The sequence below is a fragment of the Nonomuraea endophytica genome (genome assembly GCF_014203235.1).
GTDB classification, from domain to species: Bacteria; Actinomycetota; Actinomycetes; order Streptosporangiales; family Streptosporangiaceae; genus Nonomuraea; species Nonomuraea endophytica.
This window is the reverse complement of sequence record NZ_JACHIN010000009.1, coordinates 177448-196594: the sequence shown is the minus strand read 5'-3', so window position 1 is coordinate 196594 and position 19147 is coordinate 177448. Positions and strand designations below refer to the sequence as shown.

Sequence of the window (19147 nt, the reverse complement as noted above, 5' to 3'; positions counted from 1 at the left end):
GCGGAGGGAAAACGCGAAAGGCCGCCTCGTCGAGGCGGCCGTAGAGATGAACGCTAGGGGGGCCGCCTAGGAGACGGGCCACCAGGAATACGAGAACGCGTTCATGAGCCAAACCTTAGCACCTCGGCGTGGACCACATAGATCAACACCCAGGTATGTCTGCGGCACCCATGCGTCCGGAATCGGCCAGCGCCTATGGTCGGGAGCATGGGGAACGAGCTGAGCGGCCGGACCGCCCTGGTGACGGGGGCGGGTGCGGGGATCGGGCGCGCGTGCGCGCTCAAGCTGGCCTCGCTGGGGGCCGCGGTGGTGGCGGTCGACCGGGACAAGGAGGCGGCGGAGAAGGTCGCGGCCGAGACGGGCGGGCTGGCCGTCGTCGCCGACCTCGCCGAGTCCGCCTTCGTCACGAAATTTCCCGCAGAAGTCGACATCGTGGTCAACAATGCGGGATTTCAGCATGTGGCGCCGATCGAGGAGTTCCCGCCGGAGACGTTCGCGACCATGCTCAAGGTCATGCTGGAGGCGCCCTTCCTGATCGCCGGGCACGTGCTGCCCGGCATGTACGCACGGGGCTGGGGCCGCTTCGTCAACATCACCTCGGTGCACGGGCTGCGGGGCTCGCCGTTCAAGTCGGCGTACACGGCGGCCAAGCACGGGCTGGAGGGCCTGTCCAAGGTGATCGCGCTCGAAGGCGCGCCCCACGGCGTCACCTCCGCCTGCGTCTCGCCCGGGTACGTCAGGACCGAGCTGGTCGAACGCCAGATCGCCGACCAGGCCAGGGCGCACGGCATCCCGGAGAGCCAGGTGCTCACCGACGTCATGCTCGGGCCGGAGGCGATCAAGCGGCTGATCGAGCCCGAGGAAGTGGCCGACCTGGCCGCGTACCTGTGCGGGCCGAGCGGGTCGTTCATCACCGGGGTCACGCTCACCGTCGACGGCGGCTGGACGGCACGCTAGTGGTCAGGCGCTTCCTCGAACTGCTCGCCCGGGAGGCCTCGGCGGTCGAGTTCGAGGGGCCGATCATCGAGGCGCGGGCGGCCGGCGCCGACCCGGCCGAGATCGAGCGGCTCGAACTGGCCAAGGTGGAGGCGCTGCGGGTCAGGCAGCTGCTGCGGCGCCGGGCCAGGCGCGAGGCCGAGCTGTCGGCGCTGTTCGACACCGCCGGTGACCTGGCCGCGCTGCGCGACCTCGACGCCGTGCTGGAGGCGATCGTCCACCGGGCCAGGCAGCTGCTCGGCACCGACACCGCGTACCTCACCCTGGGCGACCCCGAGCGCGGCGACACCTTCATGCGGGTCACCGACGGCTCCGTCTCGGCCGCGTTCCAGGCGCTGCGGCTCGGGATGGGCGACGGGCTCGGCGGGCTCGTGGCGCAGACGGCGCGGCCGTACTCGACCGCGGACTATCCAGCGGACTCGCGCTTCCACCACACCGGGACCATCGACTCGGCGGTCAAGGAGGAGGGCCTGGTGGCCATCCTCGGGGTGCCGCTCAGGCTGGGGCGCCGGGTGATCGGCGTGCTGTTCGCGGCCAACCGCAGCGCGCGGCCGTTCCTGCAGGAAGAGGAGGCGCTGCTGGCGTCGCTGGCCGCGCACGCGGCGGTGGCCATCGACAACGCGCGGCTGCTGCAGGAGACGCGCAACGCCCTCGACGAGCTGTCCCAGGCGCACAGGACCGCGCGCGAGCACGCGGCGGCGGTCGAGCGGGCGGCGCTGGCGCACGACCGGATGACCTCGGTGGTGCTGCGCGGCGGCGGCATCGAGAACGTGGCCGCGGTGATCACGGAGGTGCTGGGCGGGACGCTGGCCGTCCTGGACGACCTCGGCCGTCCCCTGGCCGGTGACGCCGACGCGGCCGGGACCGATGCCGGCGTCTTCGAGGCGGCACAGGCCTCGCGCGCGCTCGGCCGGACCGTACGGCGCGGCGAACTGCTCATCGCCAGCGTCGATGTCGGCGGCGAGCCGCTGTGCACGCTGGTGCTGCGCAGCGGCCACGACCTCGATGCCGACGAGCGCATACTCGAACGCGGCGCCCAGGTGTGCGCGCTGCTGCTGCTGTTCCGGCGCAGCGTCGCCGAGGCCGAGGGCCGGGTGCGCGGCGAGCTCCTGGACGACCTGATCTCCCGCCCCGGCTCACCCGGCCTGGCCGACCGCGCCCGCAGGCTGGGCCTGGACCTGGACACCCCGCACGTGCTGGTCGTGGCCAGGCACGAGGGACAACGCGAGCGGGCGGCGTTCTGGGCCTCCTCGCAGGCGGCGATCCGGCACGGGCTGGCCGCGGCGCGCGGCGAGGAGGTCGTGCTGCTGCTGCCGGGTGACGATCCCGGCGCGATCGCCCGCCGGATCGCCGCCGAGCTGACCTCCTCCCTCGGCCAGCCGGCGACGGCGGGCGCGGCCGTACCGAGGAACGGGGAGGTCACGGCGGCCTACCGGGAGGCGCAGCGGTGCGCGCAGGCGCTGGTCGCGCTGGGCCGGGCGGGCGACGGCGCGGGCGCGGCCGAGCTGGGCTTCGTCGGCCTGCTCATCGGCGACGGCCAGGACGTGCCCGGCTTCGTGGACTCCGTGCTCGGCCCGGTGAGCGGCTACGACGCCCGCCGGGGCACCGCGCTGGTGGACACGCTGGCCGCCTACTTCGCCGCGGGCGGCTCACCCTCGCGTACGGCCGAGGCCATGCACATCCACGTCAACACCGTCACCCAGCGCCTGGACCGCATCGCCAAGCTCCTGGGCGACGGCTGGCAGGAACCTGAGCGCGCCCTAGAGCTCCAGCTCGCGCTCCGCCTGCACCGGCTCGGCCACACAACCTCCCCCCAGAGTGTGGAGAACGGCCCCATATGAGTGACGCCCGTCACTCTTTAGCGTGACCGGCATGGCCACTTCCATCAAGAAGATCGTCGGCGCGAGCCTGATCGGCACCACCATCGAGTGGTACGACTTCTTCCTGTACGGCTCCGCAGCCGCGCTGGTGTTCAACAAGCTCTTCTTCCCCGAGAGCGACCCCCTGACCGGCACGTTGCTCGCTTTCCTCACTTACGCCGTCGGGTTCATCGCCAGACCGCTGGGCGGCCTGGTCTTCGGCCACTTCGGCGACCGGGTGGGCCGCAAGACGCTGCTGGTCGTCAGCCTGCTGCTGATGGGCGCGGCGACGTTCCTCATCGGCTGCCTGCCCACGCACGCCGCGATCGGCGCGGCGGCGCCGCTGCTGCTGACGGTCCTGCGCCTGGTGCAGGGTTTCGCGCTCGGCGGCGAGTGGGGCGGCGCCGTGCTGATCGTCTCCGAGCACGGCGACTCCGCCCGGCGCGGCTTCTGGGCGTCGTGGCCGCAGGCGGGCGCGCCGGGCGGCAACCTGCTGGCGACGGGCGTGCTGGCGGTGCTGGCCGCCGTGCAGTCGGAGTCGGCGTTCCTGTCATGGGGCTGGCGGGTGCCGTTCCTGCTGTCGGGCGTGCTCGTGCTGATCGGCCTGTGGATCCGGCTGTCGATCTCCGAGTCGCCCGTCTTCCAGCAGGCGCCGAAGGAGGAGACGGCGCCGATCGTGACCGTGCTGCGCCACCACCGCCGCGACGTGCTGACCGCGATCGGCGCCCGCCTGGCCGAGAACATCTCGTTCTACCTGCTGACGGTCTTCGTCATCACCTACGCCAAGGCCGAGAAGATCGACAACTCGACCGTGCTCAACGCGGTGCTCATCGCCTCGGCCATCCACTTCCTGACGATCCCGGTGTGGGGCGCGCTGTCGGACCGCGTCGGCCGCCGTCCGATCTACCTCGCCGGCGCCGCCGGCATCGGCGTGTGGATCTTCGCGTTCTTCCCGCTGGTCAGCACCGGCAACTTCCTGGCGATCACACTGGCGGTGACGGTCGGCCTGCTGTTCCACGGCATGATGTACGGCCCGCAGGCCGCCTTCTTCGCCGAGCTGTTCGCCACCCGCTCGCGCTACACCGGCGTGTCCATCGGCGCCCAGCTGTCGGCCATCGTGGCCGGCGCGCTGGCCCCGGTGATCGCGGTGGCCCTGCTCAGGGAGTACAACAGCGCGGTGCCGATCTCCATCTACCTGGGCATCGCCGCCCTCCTGACCCTGTTCGCCGTGTACAAGGCCAGGGAGACCCAGGGCCGCGACCTGGCTGAGAGGATCCACGCGTGAGAGTCACCACCGCCCGCCTCACCCAGCACGTCCTGAAATTTCGGGATAACGGGGCTGAGCCCGTGCTGTTCGTCCACGGCAACGTCTCCTCCGGCGCCTTCTGGCGCGACACCCTGCAGGCCCTGCCCGAGCCCTACCTCCCGCTGGCCCCCGACCTGCGCGGCTTCGGCGAGAGCGACCCGGCCCCCGTGGACGCCACCCGCGGCCTGCGCGACTTCTCCGACGACCTGACCGAGCTGATCGAGACGCTCGCCCTGCCCAAGGCGCACCTGGTGGGCTGGAGCATGGGCGGCGGCGTCGTCCTCCAGCTCCTGCGCGACCACCCGAACCTGGTCAGAAGCATCACCCTGGTCAACCCCGTCTCCCCCTACGGCTACAGCGGCACCGAGGGCCCAGAAGGCACGCTGACCCACGAGGACGGCACCGGAGCGGGCGCCGGAGCCGCCAACCCCGACTTCGTGGCCCGCCTCAGCTCCGGCGACACCTCCGCCGACTCCCCGACCTCCCCGCGATCCGTCTTCCGCAGCTCCTACGTCGCCGCCCCGGTCCCCGACGAGGACTTCTACGTGGCCTCGATGCTCACCACCAGGACCGGCGAGCACAACTACCCGGGCGACGCCGTCACCTCCGACCGCTGGCCGGGCGTGGCACCGGGCAAGAGCGGCGTCCTGAACGCCCTGGCCCCCACCCACTTCCGCCTCGACGACCTCCACGAGCTCCCGGACAAGCCGCCGATCCTGTGGATCAGGGGCGCCGACGACGTGATCGTCGCCGACGCCTCGCCGTTCGACCTGGCCCACCTCGGCGCGATCGGCGTGGTGCCCGGCTCCCCCGGCACCCCGGCCCAGCCGATGATCGCCCAGACCAGAGCCGTGCTGGAGCGCTACGGCCGCTACGAGGAGGCCGTCCTGGAGAACTGCGGCCACAGCCCCCACCTGGAGCACCCGCAGGAGTTCCGCCGCCTGCTCCTCGACCACCTCGGACGGTCCTGATGCACGCCTTAGCCGCCCTCACCCTGCTCGGCGGCATGCTCGTCGCCACCCCGCAGCTCACCGTCCCCGGCGCCGAGCGCACGGTCACCGCCGCCCTCGCCGACCTCACCACCGCGGGCACGGCCGCCACCGGCCACACCGACCCCGCCGACTGGGCCGGCCTCCACTCGGCGGCCACCACCAACCCCACCGGCGTCCCCGGCACCCAGATCGACGGCTACTTCCCCGACACCTCCACCGGCAACAAGACCCGGGGCTGGAACCACGACGCCCAGTTCGTCATCCGCCTGCCCAAGAACTGGAACGGCGGCCTGGTCGTCTCCGGCACCCCCGGCAACCGGGAGCAGTACGCCAACGACTTCACCATCTCCGACTGGGTTCTCGCCAAGGGCTACGCCTTCGCCGCCACCGACAAGGGCAACGTCGGCCTCGACTTCCACACCGACGGCCGCCGCCCGGGCGACGCCATCGCCGAGTGGAACCACCGCGTCACCCAGCTCACCCTCGCCGCCAAGTCCGTCGTCAGGCAGCGGTACGGCAGGCCGCCCGCCCGCACCCTGATGGCCGGCATCTCCAACGGCGGCTACCTGGTCAGGTGGCAGCTGGAGAACCGCGGCCACCTCTACGACGGCGGCGTCGACTGGGAGGGCACGCTCTGGCGGCTGAAGGGCGACAACCTGCTGGACTTCCTGCCCACGGCGCTCAAACACGGCCCGCTGCGGGCCGGCTTCCCGCCGGAGTCGGAGTTCCTGTGGCCCTTCCACCGCCAGTACTACTGGGACCTCACCCAGCAGCTCTACCAGAAGGAACTGGACCCGGCCTACACCGGCGCACCGGCCGACTACGTGTACGCCGAGCGCCGGCCGTACGCGGCCGTGGCGAAGATCGCGCTGACCGGCCGGATCACCAAGCCGCTCATCACCGTCCACGGCACGCTGGACGCCCTGCTGCCCATCGCCCGCTCCTCCGACGTCTACGCCGAGATGGTCGGGCCGCGCCGCCCCTTCCGCTACCACCGCGTCGAGGGCGGCAACCACCTGGACGCCCTGGTCGACGCCTATCCGGACCGGCTCAGGCCGATCCTGCCCGAGTTCAGGAAGGCCTTCGAGGAGCTGGAGGACTGGGTCAGTCCTTGAGGTAGCGGTGCTTGCCCGCGCGGGCCAGGCGGACCAGGTGGCGGGCTCCCGGCACCCGCCGGCCCAGGCGGCGCAGCATCGTGTCGCGTCCCATGGGCGAGCGCCGCGCCGGATCCAGCTCGGTCGACGCGCACACCTCGACCCTGCTGCCGCGCATCTCCAGCCCGAAGCGCAGGCCCACCTCGTCGTCCTCGGCGCGCAGCGAGGACATCCAGGCGCCGGGACCGAGCCGGTCGCGGCCCGGCAGCAGCCGCTTGACCGGCACCTTGGCCACGAGCTGGCCCGCGATCCTGCCCGGCACGCCCGGCTCCACCAAGGCGGGCGCGGAGATCTCGCGCAGGCGGCCGGCGGTGTTGCGCAGCACCAGCTCCAGCGGAGGACCGCCGCTCGGCGGCACATACGGCACGGGCACGACCACGTAGATGTGGTTCTCCTGCCTGCGGATGCTGGCGCCCGGCGAGACCAGGGCGATCGACTCGGAGAACGAGCGCGGCTCGATGGCCAGGCCCAGCTCCCCTGCGTCGGTCCAGCACGGGACGACCAGGCGGCGCCTGGGGCGCTGGGCCAGGATGCCCAGGCAGTTGAGCGGGCCGTCGGGGCGGCGTACGCGGGTTCTGGCCTGGAGGGCGCCGCCGTACATGCGGACGTGGACCTCCCATTGGCCGGAGGCCAGCGGGGCGCCGAGCGCGGCGACGGCCACGTCCAGCCTGGCCTCGCCGACGATGCGCAGCCGTACGTCCTCGGCCTCCGGCACGCGCTCCACGTGGTAGGTGACGGGCAGGAAGTAGACGACGCCGGTGTCGGCGTGCCGTACGTAGACCTCGATGCGGGCGCGCGCCACGGCGGACGTGACGTCCGTGACGCCGTCGGGCAGGATCTTGTCGTCGAGCGAGCACGGCGGCAGCCACCGCAGGCGCCCGTCCTCCAGCCGGTAGCGGGCGGGCTCGCCGTCGGCGGCCAGCACCTCCACGGCCAGGCCGAGCGCGAGCACGGGGCCGTCCCAGCGCACGTCGAGCAGGTCGGCGCGCAGGTCGGCGCGGCGGGTGGCGTTGGCGTAGCTGACGAGCTGGTCGAGGCGGCCGGCCCGCAGGAACGCGGCGACCGCGCGCAGGTGCACCGGCAGGTGCCGGTCGAGCCGCTCGGGGAAGCGCTCCAGCACGAGCTCCCTGCTCGTGGTGAACATCTTCCCGCGGTCCACCGACGACCCGGCGAAGCGGGCGCTGAGGAACGGGCGAAGCACCACCGAGCGCAGCCAGTGGGCGTACATGCGGTCGCGCTGGCGGCCCTGCTCGGTGTGCTCGTCGACGACGTTCAGCAGCGACAGCAGCTCGCCGGCGACCGTGCGCAGGTCGTCGTCGGCCTCCTCGCGCTCGCCGAGGTGGCAGCAGACCTGGTCGGCCATCACCGCGACGACCTTGGCCAGGAGATAGGCGCGCACCACGAACGCCTGCTCCGCCATCCGCCCCCCGGGTACGGCGAAGCCCAGCCGATGCTTCTCCAGGAACGCCCGGCGGAAGAGCTTGTGCGGCGTGAGCAGGCTGAGCAGCCGGTCACGCAGGATGTCGGCGCGGGCGGTGCTGGCCTCGAAGGCGGTCAGCGGCGGCCCCGAGTCGCGCACGAGGCGGCCGACGAGCACGTCGGCGTCGGTCTCCCCGGCCCGCGCGTACATGTGTTCCAGCGCGGTGCGCTCCAGGCGGTCGCGCTGGTCGAGGAAGTAGACGAACTCGCCCTTGGCCGCGGCCAGTCCGATGTTGCGCCCGCGCATGGGCGAGCCGGTGTGCGGCAGATGCAGGACCCGCACGTTTCTGCGGACCGCGGCCACGGTGTCGAGCCGCTCCGCGATGCCGTCCGTGGACCCGTCGTCCACGAAGATCACTTCGTACGCCTCCGGCGGCAGCGTCTGCTCCAGCACGGAGCGGATGCACGGATCGGCGCCGGCACCCGGATTATGGACACTGACGATCACGCTGACCTTCATAGCCATGCCGCCAGGGTGCGCCGTAGTACCGGATCAGGCGCGACGGCTTGCCGATCGAATAGCGGGTCAGTACCAGCCCTTGGCCTGGGAATGGCCCCAAGCACCGCAAGGCGTGCCGTAGCGGCCCTTGATGTAGCCGAGGCCCCACTCGATCTGGGTGGCGGCGTTGGTCTGCCAGTCGGCGCCCGCGCTGGCCATCTTGCTGCCGGGCAGCGACTGGGGGATGCCGTAGGCGCCGGAGTAGCGGTTCATGGCCCGCTCGTTCCAGCCGCTCTCCTTGTGCCAGAGCTTCTCCAGGCAGCCCCACTGGTCCTCGCCGAAGCCGAACTGGCCGAGCATCCCCTTGGCGAGCGCCTTGTTGCTGCCGGGCGAGGGGTTGCTGCCGACCGGGAAGTTGGCGGGCGGGAAGCCGTCGCCGCCGGGACCGCGCTTCTTGATGATGACCGGGTCGAGGCCCTCGACGCCCTTGCGCTCCTTCTTGAGCTTGTCCTTCTGGTACGCCGTGACCGCCGCGGCCTTGTAGGAGTCGGCCTTGGGATCAGGCGAGTAGAAGTCGCCCATGGCGATCTTGCCCCACTCCTCGGGGGAGATGGGCTCGTGGACGGCCTTGGAGTTCTGGAACGCGGTGTAGGCGGTGAAACCGCCGCCACCGGCCACGACCACGGCCGCCAAACCGAAGATCAGCACGCGCTTCGGGGTCATCGCCTTCTTCTTGCGGCGAGACGGCGGCGCCGCGCGCTCCTTCAACTCCGGACCAGGGCTCACGACCTATGAGAATGCCCTGTCCCAGGGGGTGGTCCGCAACCAAAACGCGACATCTGGTTGGTGTTCCATTGACTGATCAGCAGGCCACACAGGTTTTTCTTTCACGACTGTGACTTTTGTCACATGCGTAAGGCCCGCCCCTCGCGCCCCGCTGACCGAAGGGAGAGCCTCATTACAGACTTCCGCCCGCGCTTCCCAGGGATGTCACATTTTTATGACAGAACACGGATATTCGCGGCGTGGAAGAATAATGTGCGCGTGGCTGGCATCCTCCTCGTCGAAGACGACCCCTCCGTCCGCACCGCCCTGGAGCTGGCGCTGACCCGGCAGGGGCACTCCGTGACGTCCTACGCCACGGGCGAGGAGGCGCTCGACCACATCAGGTCCCGCCGCCCGGAGATCGCCATCCTCGACGTGATGCTGCCGGGGATCGACGGAGTCGAGGTGTGCCGCCGCATCCGCCGCCTGGACCAGCTTCCGGTCATCCTGCTCACCGCCCGCGGCGACGACCTCGACGTCGTGGTCGGGCTGGAGGCCGGCGCCGACGACTACGTGGTCAAGCCGGTCGAGCCCCGGGTGCTGGACGCGCGGATCAGGGCCATCCTGCGCCGCGCCGAGTCGGCCTCGTCCGACCGCATCTCCTTCGGCGACCTCATGATCGACCGGGGCGCGCTCAAGGTCACGCTGGCCAACAAGGAGATCCACCTGACCCCCACCGAGCTGCGGCTGCTGCTGGAGCTCGTGCGCCATCCCGGCCAGGTGCTCAACCGGCGCTACCTGCTGCGCGTCGTCTGGGACCACACCCACGTGGCCGACTCCCGCCTCGTCGACGCCTGTGTGCAGCGCGTGCGGGCGAAGATCGAACCGCGCCCGGCCGAGCCGGTGTTCATCCACACCGTCCGCGGCTTCGGCTACCGGTTCAGCCCTCCGTGATGCGGCTGCCCACCGGACTGCGCGCCCGCCTGGTCATCACGTTCACGCTCGTCGCCGTGGCGGCCTCGGTCATGGTCGCCACCATCGGCTACGAGCTGGCCAAGGCCGCCCTCATCCAGCGGGCCGAGGACAGCGCCGTCGACCTGGTCACCAGGGAGCTGCGCCAGATCACCTTCCCGGTCGGCACGCTGCGCCAGGGCGAGGCCGCGCCCGACTACAAGGACCTGCAACAACTGGCCGACGCGCTCAACGGCCCCGCCCGCAGCGTCGCGCTGGAGTACGGCCACCTCAGCTTCTCCGAGGGCCCGCTGTCGATGGCCAACGTCCCGCACGAGCTGCACGGCAGGGCCCGCGGCGGCGTGGTCAAGCAGCGCCAGGTGATCGGCGACGACGTGTGGCTGATCGTCGGCGCCGAGGTCTACCGCAGGGACGGCCCCGTGCCCGAGGCCAGCGGGCTGCGCGCCTTCGTCTTCTTCTCCATGCGCGAGGAAGAGGACCAGCTCACCACCCTCAAGGGCTCGCTCGCGCAGGGCGGCGCGCTCATCGTGCTGATCGCGCTCGGCGTCGCGCTGGTCTCGGCCAGAAGCGTGCTGCTGCCCGTACGCCGCCTCAGCGCCGCCGCCCAGGCGCTCGGCGAGGGCCGCCTCGACACCCGGCTGCCCGTGCACGGCCAGGACGAACTGGCCGCGCTGACCGCCAGGTTCAACGACGCCGCCGCCGCGCTGGAGCTCAGCGTCTCCGAACTCCGCGCCCTGGAGGCCCTCTCGCGCCGCTTCGTCGCCGACGTCTCGCACGAGCTGCGCACGCCCCTGACCGCGATGACCGCTGTGGCCGACATGCTCATGGAGGAGGCCGAGCGGCTGCCCGACGCGCCCGCCGAGGCGGTCAGGCTCGTGCTGTCGGAGATCGAACGGCTGCGCCACCTCGTCGAGCACCTCATCGAGGTCAGCCGCTTCGACGCCGGCACGGCCACGCTCAACGTGGAATCCGTCAACGTGTACGACGCCATCCATGACAGCCTGGAGACACGCGGCTGGACGGAGACCGTGGAGGTGAACGTGGCCAAGGGACTCGCCGCCACCGTGGACCCGCGCCGCTTCGACGTGATCGTCGCCAACCTGGTGGGCAACGCCATCAAACACGGCGGCCCGCCGGTCCAGGTGTCGGCCAGAGGCACGGAGAACGGACTGGAGATGAAGGTACGCGACCACGGCGCCGGGATTCCGGAGGAGGCGCTGCCGTACGTCTTCGACCGGTTCTTCAAGGCGGGAGCGGGACGCTCGCGCAGCCAGGGCAGCGGGCTCGGCCTGGCCATCACCAGGGCTAACGTACACCTGCACAACGGCACCATCTCGGTGCGCAGGCAGGGTCCAGGCACCCTGTTCACGGTCTGGCTGCCGGGCCGATGAACGGCCGGCGAGCGCTGGCGGCAGGCCTGCTCCTCGCGGTGGCGGGCTGCGGGGTCACGCCCACGAACGTGGTGGACGTGTCGGGACCCCCGACGGTCAAGATCCCGCCGCCGTCCAAGACCATCTACCTGCTCAAGCCGGTCGAGCAGCGGCAGGACAGCAGGCGCGCGCGCTTCGCGCTGACCAGGGAGCCGGCCGACGTGGAGAACGACACCGTGGACAGCCTGCTCACCGCGTTGTTCCAGGCCAACGGCCGGCAGTTGGGCGGTCTGCACACCGCCCTGCGCGGCTTCACCTACGAAGGCATGCAGGACTCGCTCGACCCGGAGACCCGCGACGAGACCCGGCTGCCGAGGACGTCCACGCTGACCGTGTACATCAAGGGCACCGGGCCGCTGCCCCTGCTGGGCAAGAAGCAGATCGTCTGCACCGCCCAGCAGGAGACACAGTTCGAGCAGGTGAAGATCATCCGTCAGTTCCCCAGCAGGGCGCCCCAGGACGAGGGGCAACACATCTGCGGGAAACTGAAGGACGCTACAGAGTGATGTCCTCCAGCATCTCCGTCACCAGCGCCGCGATCGGCGAACGCTCGGACCTGGTCAGCGTCACGTGGGCGAACAGCGGATGGCCCTTGAGCTTCTCCACCACCGCCACGACGCCGTCGTGACGGCCCACCCGCAGATTGTCGCGCTGGGCGATGTCGTGGGTGAGCACCACGCGGGAGTTGGCGCCGATGCGGCTCAGCACCGTCAGCAGCACCCCGCGCTCCAGCGACTGCGCCTCGTCCACGATCACGAACGCGTCGTGCAGCGACCGGCCGCGGATGTGGGTGAGCGGAAGCACCTCCAGCATGCCCCGATCGATGACCTCCTCGATCACCTCAGGCGTGGTCACCGCGCCCAGGGTGTCGTAGACGGCCTGGGCCCAGGGGCCCATCTTCTCGCCCTCGGTGCCGGGAAGGTAGCCGAGCTCCTGGCCGCCCACCGCGTACAGCGGGCGGAAGACCACGACCTTGCGGTGCTGGCGGCGCTCCAGAACGGCCTCCAGACCCGCGCAGAGCGCCAGGGCGGACTTTCCGGTGCCGGCCCGGCCGCCCAGCGACACGATGCCGATCTCGGGGTCCATCAGGAGTTCCAGCGCGATGCGCTGCTCGGCCGAGCGGCCGTGCAGCCCGAACACCTCGCGGTCGCCCCGCACCAGCTTGACCGACTTGTCGGGCAGCACCCGGCCCAGCGCCGAGCCCTTGCTCGACAGCAGCCGCAGCCCGGTGTGCGCGGGCAGGTCCCTGGCCTCCTCCAGTTCCGCGGCGCCGTGCTCGAAGAGCGTCTCGACGTCCTCGGTGGTCACCTGGATCTCGGCCATCCCCGTCCAGCCCGACTCCACGACCAGTTCGGCGCGGTATTCCTCCGCCGACAGGCCGATCGAGGCCGCCTTGACCCGCAAGGGCAGGTCCTTGGAGACCAGCACGACGTCGCGCCCCTCGGCGGCCAGCGAACGGGCCACGGTGAGGATGCGGGTGTCGTTGTCGCCGAGGCGGAAGCCTACGGGCAGGATGGACGGGTCGCTGTGGTTGAGTTCAACCCTGATCGTGCCTTCCCCGGTGGGCATGGGCTCGTCGAGCCTGCCGTATTGCACGCGCAGGTCGTCGAGGTAACGCAACGCTTTGCGCGCGAAGTAGCCGAGTTCAGGATGGTTCCGCTTCCCTTCCAGCTCCGTGATCACGACGATCGGGAGGACGACCTCATGCTCGGCGAATCTGGTCATCGCCGCCGGGTCGGCTAGAAGGACCGACGTGTCCAGCACGTAGGTGCGCTTGCCGGGGTTGGTCGAAGGGTTGCTCGAGGACACTGCCACACGTTCTCCCCCGGGCGCCCATGGGGACAGGCGCCCTGCAGACGAGGTGGGAATCGGACCGGACCCGCGCCCGCCGAAGGGCGCCGGGGTCCGGCCCCCCTCAGCAGATTGCGCAGCAAAGGCGGGCCCCCTCCGAAGTGACCGGCCTTCGGCCGGTCACTTTCAACGTTACGTACCTGATACCCCCATGCGGGATCAGGAACCGTAACGACGGTGTCTCGCGGCGTAGTCGCGCAGCGCCCGCAGGAAGTCGACCCTGCGGAAGTCGGGCCAGTAGGCCTCGCAGAAATAGAACTCGGAATGAGCGCTCTGCCAGAGCATGAACCCGGAAAGCCGCTGCTCTCCCGAGGTCCGGATGAGAAGGTCCGGGTCGGGCTGGCCGCGAGTGTAGAGATGCTCGGCGATGTGCTCGACATCGAGAACCTCGACGAGGTCCTCGATGCTGGCTCCCTTGCTTGCTTGCTCCTGGAGGAGTGAGCGCACCGCATCGGCAATCTCACGTCTTCCTCCATACCCAACCGCAACGTTCACAATCAACCCTGGACGGTGCGATGTGACTTCCTTTGCGTTTTTCAGGACATTTGCCGTCCTGTCCGGCAACAGATCGAGCGCGCCGACCGGGCTGATCCGCCAGCCCTCCTCGACCAGCTCCTGCACCACGTCCTCGATGATGCGCAGGAGAAGCTCCAGCTCGTCCTTGGGGCGGTTGAGGTTGTCGCTGGACAACATCCAGACGGTCACGACCTCCACCCCCGCCTCACGGCACCAGGTGAGCAGCTCGGAGATCTTGTCGGCGCCCTTACGGTGCCCTCTGCTGACGTCCTCCAGACCCATCGAGCGGGCCCATCGGCGGTTGCCGTCGATGATGACGCCTACGTGCCGGGGGCCATTGCCCTTCGACAGCTTGAGCTTGGCCTCCAGCCGGTGTTCGTACACCCGGTAGACCAGGTCGCGCAGGCCCACGGAGCCCTCCCAGCGATGCTGTGCCTGTAAGAGGCAATTATCACCGCGTTTAGGCGTTGCCCGCCCCCTCAACGGGATTCCTCGCGAGATCCCGTCCCCCGAGGCACCTCTCCGCCTCTGTGACCAGCACCCCCACGAATCCCGCCAGTTCCGCAGAAGTCAGGACGGCCCGCATGCCGACGCCGCCGGGACCCCACGCCTCGACGTAGGCCCGGCGCGTCAGCCGCCACTCGCCCCGACGGCCTTGACCTGGCATCCAGACCGGAATCGTGCGCAGCTGGCAGCGCAGCTCGCCCCCGCCCATGGCGCCCGACCGCGTCCGGTAACGGAAGGAGAACAGCTCGCCGTCCGGCTCGTCCTCGGGGAACCTGTCGTCGGGATCCGGCCAGAGCCCCGCGTCGCCGCGCCCCTCGCGCGCGTCCGCGACCCCGCGCGCGAGGCGCGCGAGCAGCCAGCCGCACCGCTCCCCCACCATCCCGTACGGCGTGCCGTCCCGCCAAAGCTCAAGGGTGACCTCGTACGGCCTGCCCACACTGTCACGGCAGGCCACAGGCGTCACGGTCAGGTAAGACCCATCAACACAACGTAGTCCCCCCACGACTAGAGGGTTTCCCCCCGAAACTCAGCTAAACCCGTAAAAACGCCCAGCAGTGCCACCGAACACCTGATCTCTCCCCTCCTCCCCGACCAGGGCCAGCGCCGTCTCGTAGACGGTCCGGTAGTCGGCGGCCAGCAGCGCCACCGGCCAGTCACTGCCGAACATCAGCCGCTCCGGCCCGAACGTCTCGACCGCGTGCGCCACGTAGGGCCGCAGGTCCTCCACCGTCCAGTCGGCGTGGTCGGCCTCGGTGACCAGCCCGGACACCTTCGCGTACACGTTGGGGAACGCCGCCGCCGCGGCCAGCTGCTCCGCCCACGGCTGCCAGACGCCGTCCTTGATCCGCGGCTTCGACAGGTGGTCGATGACGATCCTGAGCGTGGGGTGCCGGGACGCCAGCGTGACCACGTGCTCCAGGTGGCGCGGCAGCAGCGAGACCACGTCGAAGGCGAGCCCGCTCTCGGCCAGCAGACCCAGGGACTCCAGCACGCCCGCCCTGACCAGCCAGTCCGGGTCGGGCTCCTCGTGGATCAGGTGGCGTACACCTACAAACTTCCGATGACTGCCGTAGCGCTCAATGGCTCGTGCGGCCTCTTCGGGGTCGGTGAGCGGGATCCAGCCGACGACGCCGGCGATGAAGTCGTGGGCGTCGGCCAGGGCCAGCATCGCCTCGGTCTCGGCGATGGAGTCGGCCGCCTGGACCAGCACTGTCGCCTGCACTCCAGTGGCCGCCAGCTCGGGGGCGAGGTGCTCGGGGGCGTACGTGCGGTAGAGGACTCCCTCGTCCGGGGTGAGCCAGGGGTAGTCGCCGGTCTCAAGGTTCCAGAAGTGCTGGTGCGCGTCGACTATCACCTCGCAAACCTAGGATGTCTTGCGCCGCCACGGCAAGCGATCGCGCCACCCCCGGGTCTGCTTGGGCAGCCTGCCCCTCTCCTGCATCCACGCGGCGAACGCGTCGGCGTCCTCCCGGTAACCCTTCGGCGGGGCGGTGCGGGCGGCGGCGTAGGCGGCGAACTCGGCCCTCAGCTCCGCTCCGGCGGCCAGCGCGGCGTCGGGGCGCAGTCTGGCCACGACACCGCGCCGCTTGGACACCAGGCTCGCGGCCTGAGCCCTGAGCCGGTCGGCGTCGAACCCCTCGGGCGCCCGCGCACCGGTCACCAGCGCGGCCACGACCCGCTCCTGAGCCTCTTCCAGCCGCCGCCGGTCCTCCGCACTCACCCGCCCCCCAACCGACCGCCCAACCCCCTCCACAGCCCCCACGCCCACTGCCTTCCCGGCCTCCAACCCACCCGCTTTCCCGCCCTCCGGCCGGACCGCCCTCACGGCGTCTGGCCCGGCCACGTTGCTGGCCTCCGGGTCACCCGCCGCCACGGCCTCCAGTCCAAGCGCCTTCCCGACTTCCGGTCCAACCGCTTTCCCGGGCTCCGGTCCAATCGCTCTCACGGCCTCCGGTCCAGTGGGGGTGCCGGCCGTACCTGGGGAGGGGTCAGGGGGCATGGCGGGCGGTCCCCAGCGACATCGCGGTCCTCACGCGGTCCAGCTCGCCCACGAGGGCGGCGTCGCTGGGGTAGTCGTCGTCCCACTCCAGCAGCACCCCCGGCGGCGTGGTGCGCGCGCACAGCTCGGTGAGGATGTCGAGGATCTCCTGGGGCACCGTGGCGGTGTGCGTGTCGTGCCAGATGCCCCCGTGCTCGTGCCCCCCGGCGACGTGCACGTAGGCGAGCTGCGACAACGGCAGCGCGTCGAGGGCGGCCACCGCGGACAGGCCGAGGTTGACCTGGTTGGTGTAGAGGTTGGCCACGTCGATGAGCAGGTGCACCCCGGTCCGTTCGACCAGCTCGGCCAGGAACTCGCCGTCGGTCAGCTCGTCCTCGGGCCAGCCGAAGATGGCGGCCACGTTCTCCAGCGCCAGCGGCACCGGCAGCGCGTCCTGGGCGCGGCGGACGTTGTCGGCGATGACGTCGAGCGCCTCCCGGGTACGCGGCACCGGCAGCAGGTGCCCCGCCTCCACCCCGCCCGCCCGCACGAACGCCAGATGCTCGCTGACCAGCGGCGAACCCAGCGCCTGCGCGCACGCGGCCAGGTGCGCCAGCCGTTCGGGATCGGGTGGCTGGGCGCCGCCCACGCCCAGGGAGACGCCGTGCGGCACCACGGGCAGGCCGCGCCCGCGCAGCACCCGTAGCGACTCTGGCAGTGCGGCGGGCTTGATGTTCTCCGCGACGACCTCGACGAACTCGACGCCCGCCATCCGCTCGACGGTCAGGTCGATCTCGGATCGCCAGCCGATCCCCACACCCAGCTCGAAGTCCGCCACCACCGCCCCCTCTCCGGCGAAGCCACCGCCGACGTCAGCCGCCGCCTCCGCAGCCACCGCCGCAGCCGCCGCCACCTCCGCAGCTCGACCCGCCGCCGCCGTCCGAACCACCACTCGACGAACCACCGCCCGACGAGCCGCCGAAGTCGCTTCCACCGTAGTCACCGCTGCCGCCGCCGCAGCTGCCCGCGGCGCAGGAGCCGCCGCCGGTGCCGTTCGAGTTGCGCTGCGCCTCCAGCTCGGCCTCCAGCTGGGGGTCGCCCAGCTCGCCCAGGCCGTAGAGGGCGACGGGCATGGCGACCGCGCCGACCGCTGCGCCGGTGACGAGGTAGGCGCCGGGCATGTGCTGGCGCTCGGCGTACTCGACCTGCTCGCGCCCCGCGCTCGTGATGTCGTTGCCGAGCAGCCTGTGGTGGCGCTTGCGCACGACGATGCCGCCGATCCAGGTGCCCGCCGTGACCGCCAGCGCGACCACCCCGAGCAGCCCGCCCCCGCCGAAGACGAGGTAGATCGCCAGCCCGATCGAGGCCAGCAGCGCCCCGATCTCCAGCGCGCCCAGCTTCTTCATGTACGCCCGCACCGACGCCAGATCCCGGTCCGGCACCACCAGCCCGAGCGCCGACAGGTGGTGCTTGAGCGAGTCCATGGCCGCCCCGTTGCCCACCTCGTGCCTGACGGCGCCGACCGAGGCCCCGCCGGGCCGCGCCGCGACGGCGGCCAGCACCGCCTCCTCGATCGGGTCGCGGCCCAGCGTGGAGACCGCGTGCAGCGAGCCGCCGCGGGAGACGCGCAGGTCACCGGACTTGGCCAGCAGGCCGATGGCGGCATTGACGACCCGCCGCGGCCCGCCGGCGAGGTAGGCCAGCTCGTAATGTCCAAGGGCGCGGAGATTGCCGTTCACGGCGGTGGAGCGAATGCGGAAGTGTTCGCGCCTGAGCGCGGAAACGGTGGCGCCGGCCGCCACCGCGAGGAAGACGGAAACGATCAACAAGATCAGGTCCATGCGCGGCCTCCTCTGGCTCGTACCCGATAGACGCATGCCGCGCGGCGAAAGTTTCCCGGATCAGGAACTGGATCCGCAGCTCGATCCGCCGCCGCCTCCGCCGCAACTGGAGCCACTCGACCCACCGCCGCCGTCCGAGCTGGAACCGCCGAAGTCGCCCCCGCCGTACCCGCCGTCGCCGAAGGTCGAGGAGCCGGAGTCGCTGTGGGAGCCGCAGGATCCGCCGCAGTCGGAGTGCGGGTCGCCGGCCGACAGGCCGTCGCACAGGTCGCGGTCGTCCAGTTCGGTCAGCCCGTAGAGGGCGACCGGCATCGCGACGGCCAGGGCCAGGGTGGAGGTGTCGCCGTGGCCTCTCGGGTGGTACCGCCGCGCCGAGTCCAGCACCCGCCTGCCCTCGCCGCTGACCAGGTTGCGCAGCCTGCGCTTCTCCTTGTGGTAGCCGGAGAAGCCGACGATCACGGAGAACCCGCCGAACATCAGCGCGCCCACGAACGCGAAGTCCTTGCCCGCCACCCCGGCGATCGCCAGCACCGGCAGGGCGATCTCGAAGCCCAAGGCGCCCCAGGCGGCCAGCCGCAGCGTTTCCAGGCGGCGCCGGGCCACGCTCTGCGCGCCCTCCGGTATCAGCAGCCCGCCGTGACGCAGCCGTGCCTCCAGGGCCAGGAGCGCCGGGCTCGACTCGAGCAGCTTGCGCACGTCGGCGGCCCGGTGGCCGGGCCGCATGGCCACGGCGTCGAGCACCGCCTGCTCCAGCGGCTCTGACGAGGTGGTGGCGCCATAAACCGGGCTGACCTGGGCGCCGCGTGAGACGCGTACGGCGCCGGCCGTCGCGAGGACTGCCAGCGCCGTGTTGACCGCCCGCCGCGGCCCGCCGGCCAGGTAGGCGAGCTCGTAGTGGGTCAGCTGGTGGCCCGCCTGCGAGAGCGTCGCGTTCACGACCTTGAGGCGCTGCTTGGCGACGCGGCCCGACAGGCTGCTGATCAGGCTGACCAGGGCGAAGGCGGCTAAGAGCAGGAAGATGTCCATCCCTGGTCAAGGTAGAGGGGCGCCGCCGTACCCCAC

The 19147-nt window shown here is 71.3% G+C and carries 18 protein-coding genes; 8 read left to right on the top strand and 10 right to left on the bottom strand.

Annotation, left to right across the window (positions count from 1 at the left end):
- Nucleotides 1-207 precede the first annotated feature (207 nt).
- The 5 genes from HNR40_RS31410 to HNR40_RS31390 are packed head-to-tail and all read left to right on the top strand — an operon-like array spanning nucleotide 208 to nucleotide 6268.
- Nucleotides 208-957, top strand: a complete 750-nt coding sequence (locus HNR40_RS31410) for a 3-hydroxybutyrate dehydrogenase (RefSeq protein ID WP_184967687.1) — start codon at nucleotides 208-210, stop codon at nucleotides 955-957.
- Nucleotides 957-2837 carry a helix-turn-helix domain-containing protein gene (locus HNR40_RS31405; RefSeq protein ID WP_312896581.1) on the top strand — a complete coding sequence of 627 codons (1881 nt, stop codon included), beginning with the start codon at nucleotides 957-959 and terminating at the stop codon, nucleotides 2835-2837. Before HNR40_RS31410 ends, HNR40_RS31405 begins: the two co-directional genes overlap by 1 nt.
- Nucleotides 2838-2868: 31 nt before the next feature.
- On the top strand, nucleotides 2869-4140 hold the full coding sequence (locus tag HNR40_RS31400) for an MFS transporter (RefSeq protein WP_184967685.1): 1272 nt from the start codon (nucleotides 2869-2871) through the stop codon (nucleotides 4138-4140).
- Nucleotides 4137-5132 (top strand): alpha/beta fold hydrolase, encoded by a 996-nt coding sequence (locus tag HNR40_RS31395; protein WP_184967683.1) that lies wholly within the window; start codon nucleotides 4137-4139, stop codon nucleotides 5130-5132. Before HNR40_RS31400 ends, HNR40_RS31395 begins: the two co-directional genes overlap by 4 nt.
- Nucleotides 5132-6268, top strand: a complete 1137-nt coding sequence (locus HNR40_RS31390) for an alpha/beta hydrolase family protein (RefSeq protein WP_184967681.1) — start codon at nucleotides 5132-5134, stop codon at nucleotides 6266-6268. Before HNR40_RS31395 ends, HNR40_RS31390 begins: the two co-directional genes overlap by 1 nt.
- On the opposite strand, the gene HNR40_RS31385 is transcribed toward HNR40_RS31390, so the two are convergent.
- Complete coding sequence (locus HNR40_RS31385; RefSeq protein ID WP_184967679.1) at nucleotides 6258-8252, bottom strand: glycosyltransferase family 2 protein; 1995 nt, start codon at nucleotides 8250-8252, stop codon at nucleotides 6258-6260. The genes HNR40_RS31390 and HNR40_RS31385 overlap by 11 nt on opposite strands.
- A 60-nt stretch (nucleotides 8253-8312) precedes the next feature.
- Nucleotides 8313-8948 (bottom strand): aggregation-promoting factor C-terminal-like domain-containing protein, encoded by a 636-nt coding sequence (locus HNR40_RS31380; protein ID WP_246509669.1) that lies wholly within the window; start codon nucleotides 8946-8948, stop codon nucleotides 8313-8315.
- Nucleotides 8949-9269: 321 nt separating this feature from the next.
- Here HNR40_RS31380 and HNR40_RS31375 point away from each other — a divergent pair, with 321 nt between their 5' ends.
- From HNR40_RS31375 to HNR40_RS31365, 3 genes are read left to right on the top strand one after another with little or no spacing between them, the layout of a single operon-like run.
- A complete protein-coding gene (locus HNR40_RS31375) occupies nucleotides 9270-9944 on the top strand; it encodes a response regulator (RefSeq protein ID WP_184967676.1) in 675 nt (224 codons plus the stop codon).
- Nucleotides 9944-11353, top strand: a complete 1410-nt coding sequence (locus tag HNR40_RS31370; RefSeq protein ID WP_221341061.1) for an ATP-binding protein — start codon at nucleotides 9944-9946, stop codon at nucleotides 11351-11353. Before HNR40_RS31375 ends, HNR40_RS31370 begins: the two co-directional genes overlap by 1 nt.
- Nucleotides 11350-11898: a hypothetical protein gene (locus HNR40_RS31365; RefSeq protein ID WP_184967672.1), complete on the top strand. Its 549-nt coding sequence runs from the start codon at nucleotides 11350-11352 to the stop codon at nucleotides 11896-11898. Before HNR40_RS31370 ends, HNR40_RS31365 begins: the two co-directional genes overlap by 4 nt.
- Here HNR40_RS31365 and phoH2 read toward each other — a convergent pair.
- From phoH2 to HNR40_RS31325, 8 genes are all read right to left on the bottom strand, one after another.
- Nucleotides 11888-13207 (bottom strand): RNA 5'-3' helicase PhoH2, encoded by a 1320-nt coding sequence (phoH2, locus tag HNR40_RS31360; RefSeq protein ID WP_312896580.1) that lies wholly within the window; start codon nucleotides 13205-13207, stop codon nucleotides 11888-11890. The two genes, HNR40_RS31365 and phoH2, sit on opposite strands and share 11 nt — an antisense overlap.
- A gap of 195 nt (nucleotides 13208-13402) precedes the next feature.
- Complete coding sequence (locus HNR40_RS31355) at nucleotides 13403-14170, bottom strand: isoprenyl transferase (RefSeq protein WP_184967670.1); 768 nt, start codon at nucleotides 14168-14170, stop codon at nucleotides 13403-13405.
- Nucleotides 14171-14219: 49 nt separating this feature from the next.
- A complete protein-coding gene (locus HNR40_RS31350; protein WP_312896579.1) occupies nucleotides 14220-14702 on the bottom strand; it encodes a hypothetical protein in 483 nt (160 codons plus the stop codon).
- A gap of 90 nt (nucleotides 14703-14792) precedes the next feature.
- Nucleotides 14793-15620 (bottom strand): amidohydrolase family protein, encoded by an 828-nt coding sequence (locus tag HNR40_RS31345; RefSeq protein WP_184967666.1) that lies wholly within the window; start codon nucleotides 15618-15620, stop codon nucleotides 14793-14795.
- Nucleotides 15621-15629: 9 nt separating this feature from the next.
- Nucleotides 15630-15986 (bottom strand): SCO6045 C-terminal-like domain-containing protein, encoded by a 357-nt coding sequence (locus HNR40_RS31340; RefSeq protein ID WP_221341060.1) that lies wholly within the window; start codon nucleotides 15984-15986, stop codon nucleotides 15630-15632.
- 268 nt (nucleotides 15987-16254) lie between these two features.
- Nucleotides 16255-17157: an MbnB/TglH/ChrH family RiPP precursor modification enzyme gene (locus HNR40_RS31335; RefSeq protein WP_312896578.1), complete on the bottom strand. Its 903-nt coding sequence runs from the start codon at nucleotides 17155-17157 to the stop codon at nucleotides 16255-16257.
- A complete protein-coding gene (locus HNR40_RS31330) occupies nucleotides 17117-18085 on the bottom strand; it encodes a TIGR04222 domain-containing membrane protein (RefSeq protein WP_184967664.1) in 969 nt (322 codons plus the stop codon). Before HNR40_RS31330 ends, HNR40_RS31335 begins: the two co-directional genes overlap by 41 nt.
- A 60-nt stretch (nucleotides 18086-18145) precedes the next feature.
- Nucleotides 18146-19111, bottom strand: coding sequence for a TIGR04222 domain-containing membrane protein (locus tag HNR40_RS31325; protein ID WP_184967662.1), 966 nt, complete (start codon nucleotides 19109-19111; stop codon nucleotides 18146-18148).
- Nucleotides 19112-19147: the final 36 nt, after the last annotated feature.

Bases quoted from the DNA above. Each gene is read 5' to 3' on its own strand.
- HNR40_RS31410 (WP_184967687.1), top strand. From the start codon at position 208: ATGGGGAACGAGCTGAGCGGCCGGACCGCCCTGGTGACGGGGGCGGGT.
- HNR40_RS31400 (WP_184967685.1), top strand. From the start codon at position 2,869: ATGGCCACTTCCATCAAGAAGATCGTCGGCGCGAGCCTGATCGGCACC.
- HNR40_RS31390 (WP_184967681.1), top strand. From the start codon at position 5,132: ATGCACGCCTTAGCCGCCCTCACCCTGCTCGGCGGCATGCTCGTCGCC.
- HNR40_RS31385 (WP_184967679.1), bottom strand. From the start codon at position 8,252: ATGGCTATGAAGGTCAGCGTGATCGTCAGTGTCCATAATCCGGGTGCC.
- HNR40_RS31380 (WP_246509669.1), bottom strand. From the start codon at position 8,948: ATGACCCCGAAGCGCGTGCTGATCTTCGGTTTGGCGGCCGTGGTCGTG.
- HNR40_RS31370 (WP_221341061.1), top strand. From the start codon at position 9,944: ATGCGGCTGCCCACCGGACTGCGCGCCCGCCTGGTCATCACGTTCACG.
- HNR40_RS31365 (WP_184967672.1), top strand. From the start codon at position 11,350: ATGAACGGCCGGCGAGCGCTGGCGGCAGGCCTGCTCCTCGCGGTGGCG.
- HNR40_RS31330 (WP_184967664.1), bottom strand. From the start codon at position 18,085: ATGGACCTGATCTTGTTGATCGTTTCCGTCTTCCTCGCGGTGGCGGCC.
- HNR40_RS31325 (WP_184967662.1), bottom strand. From the start codon at position 19,111: ATGGACATCTTCCTGCTCTTAGCCGCCTTCGCCCTGGTCAGCCTGATC.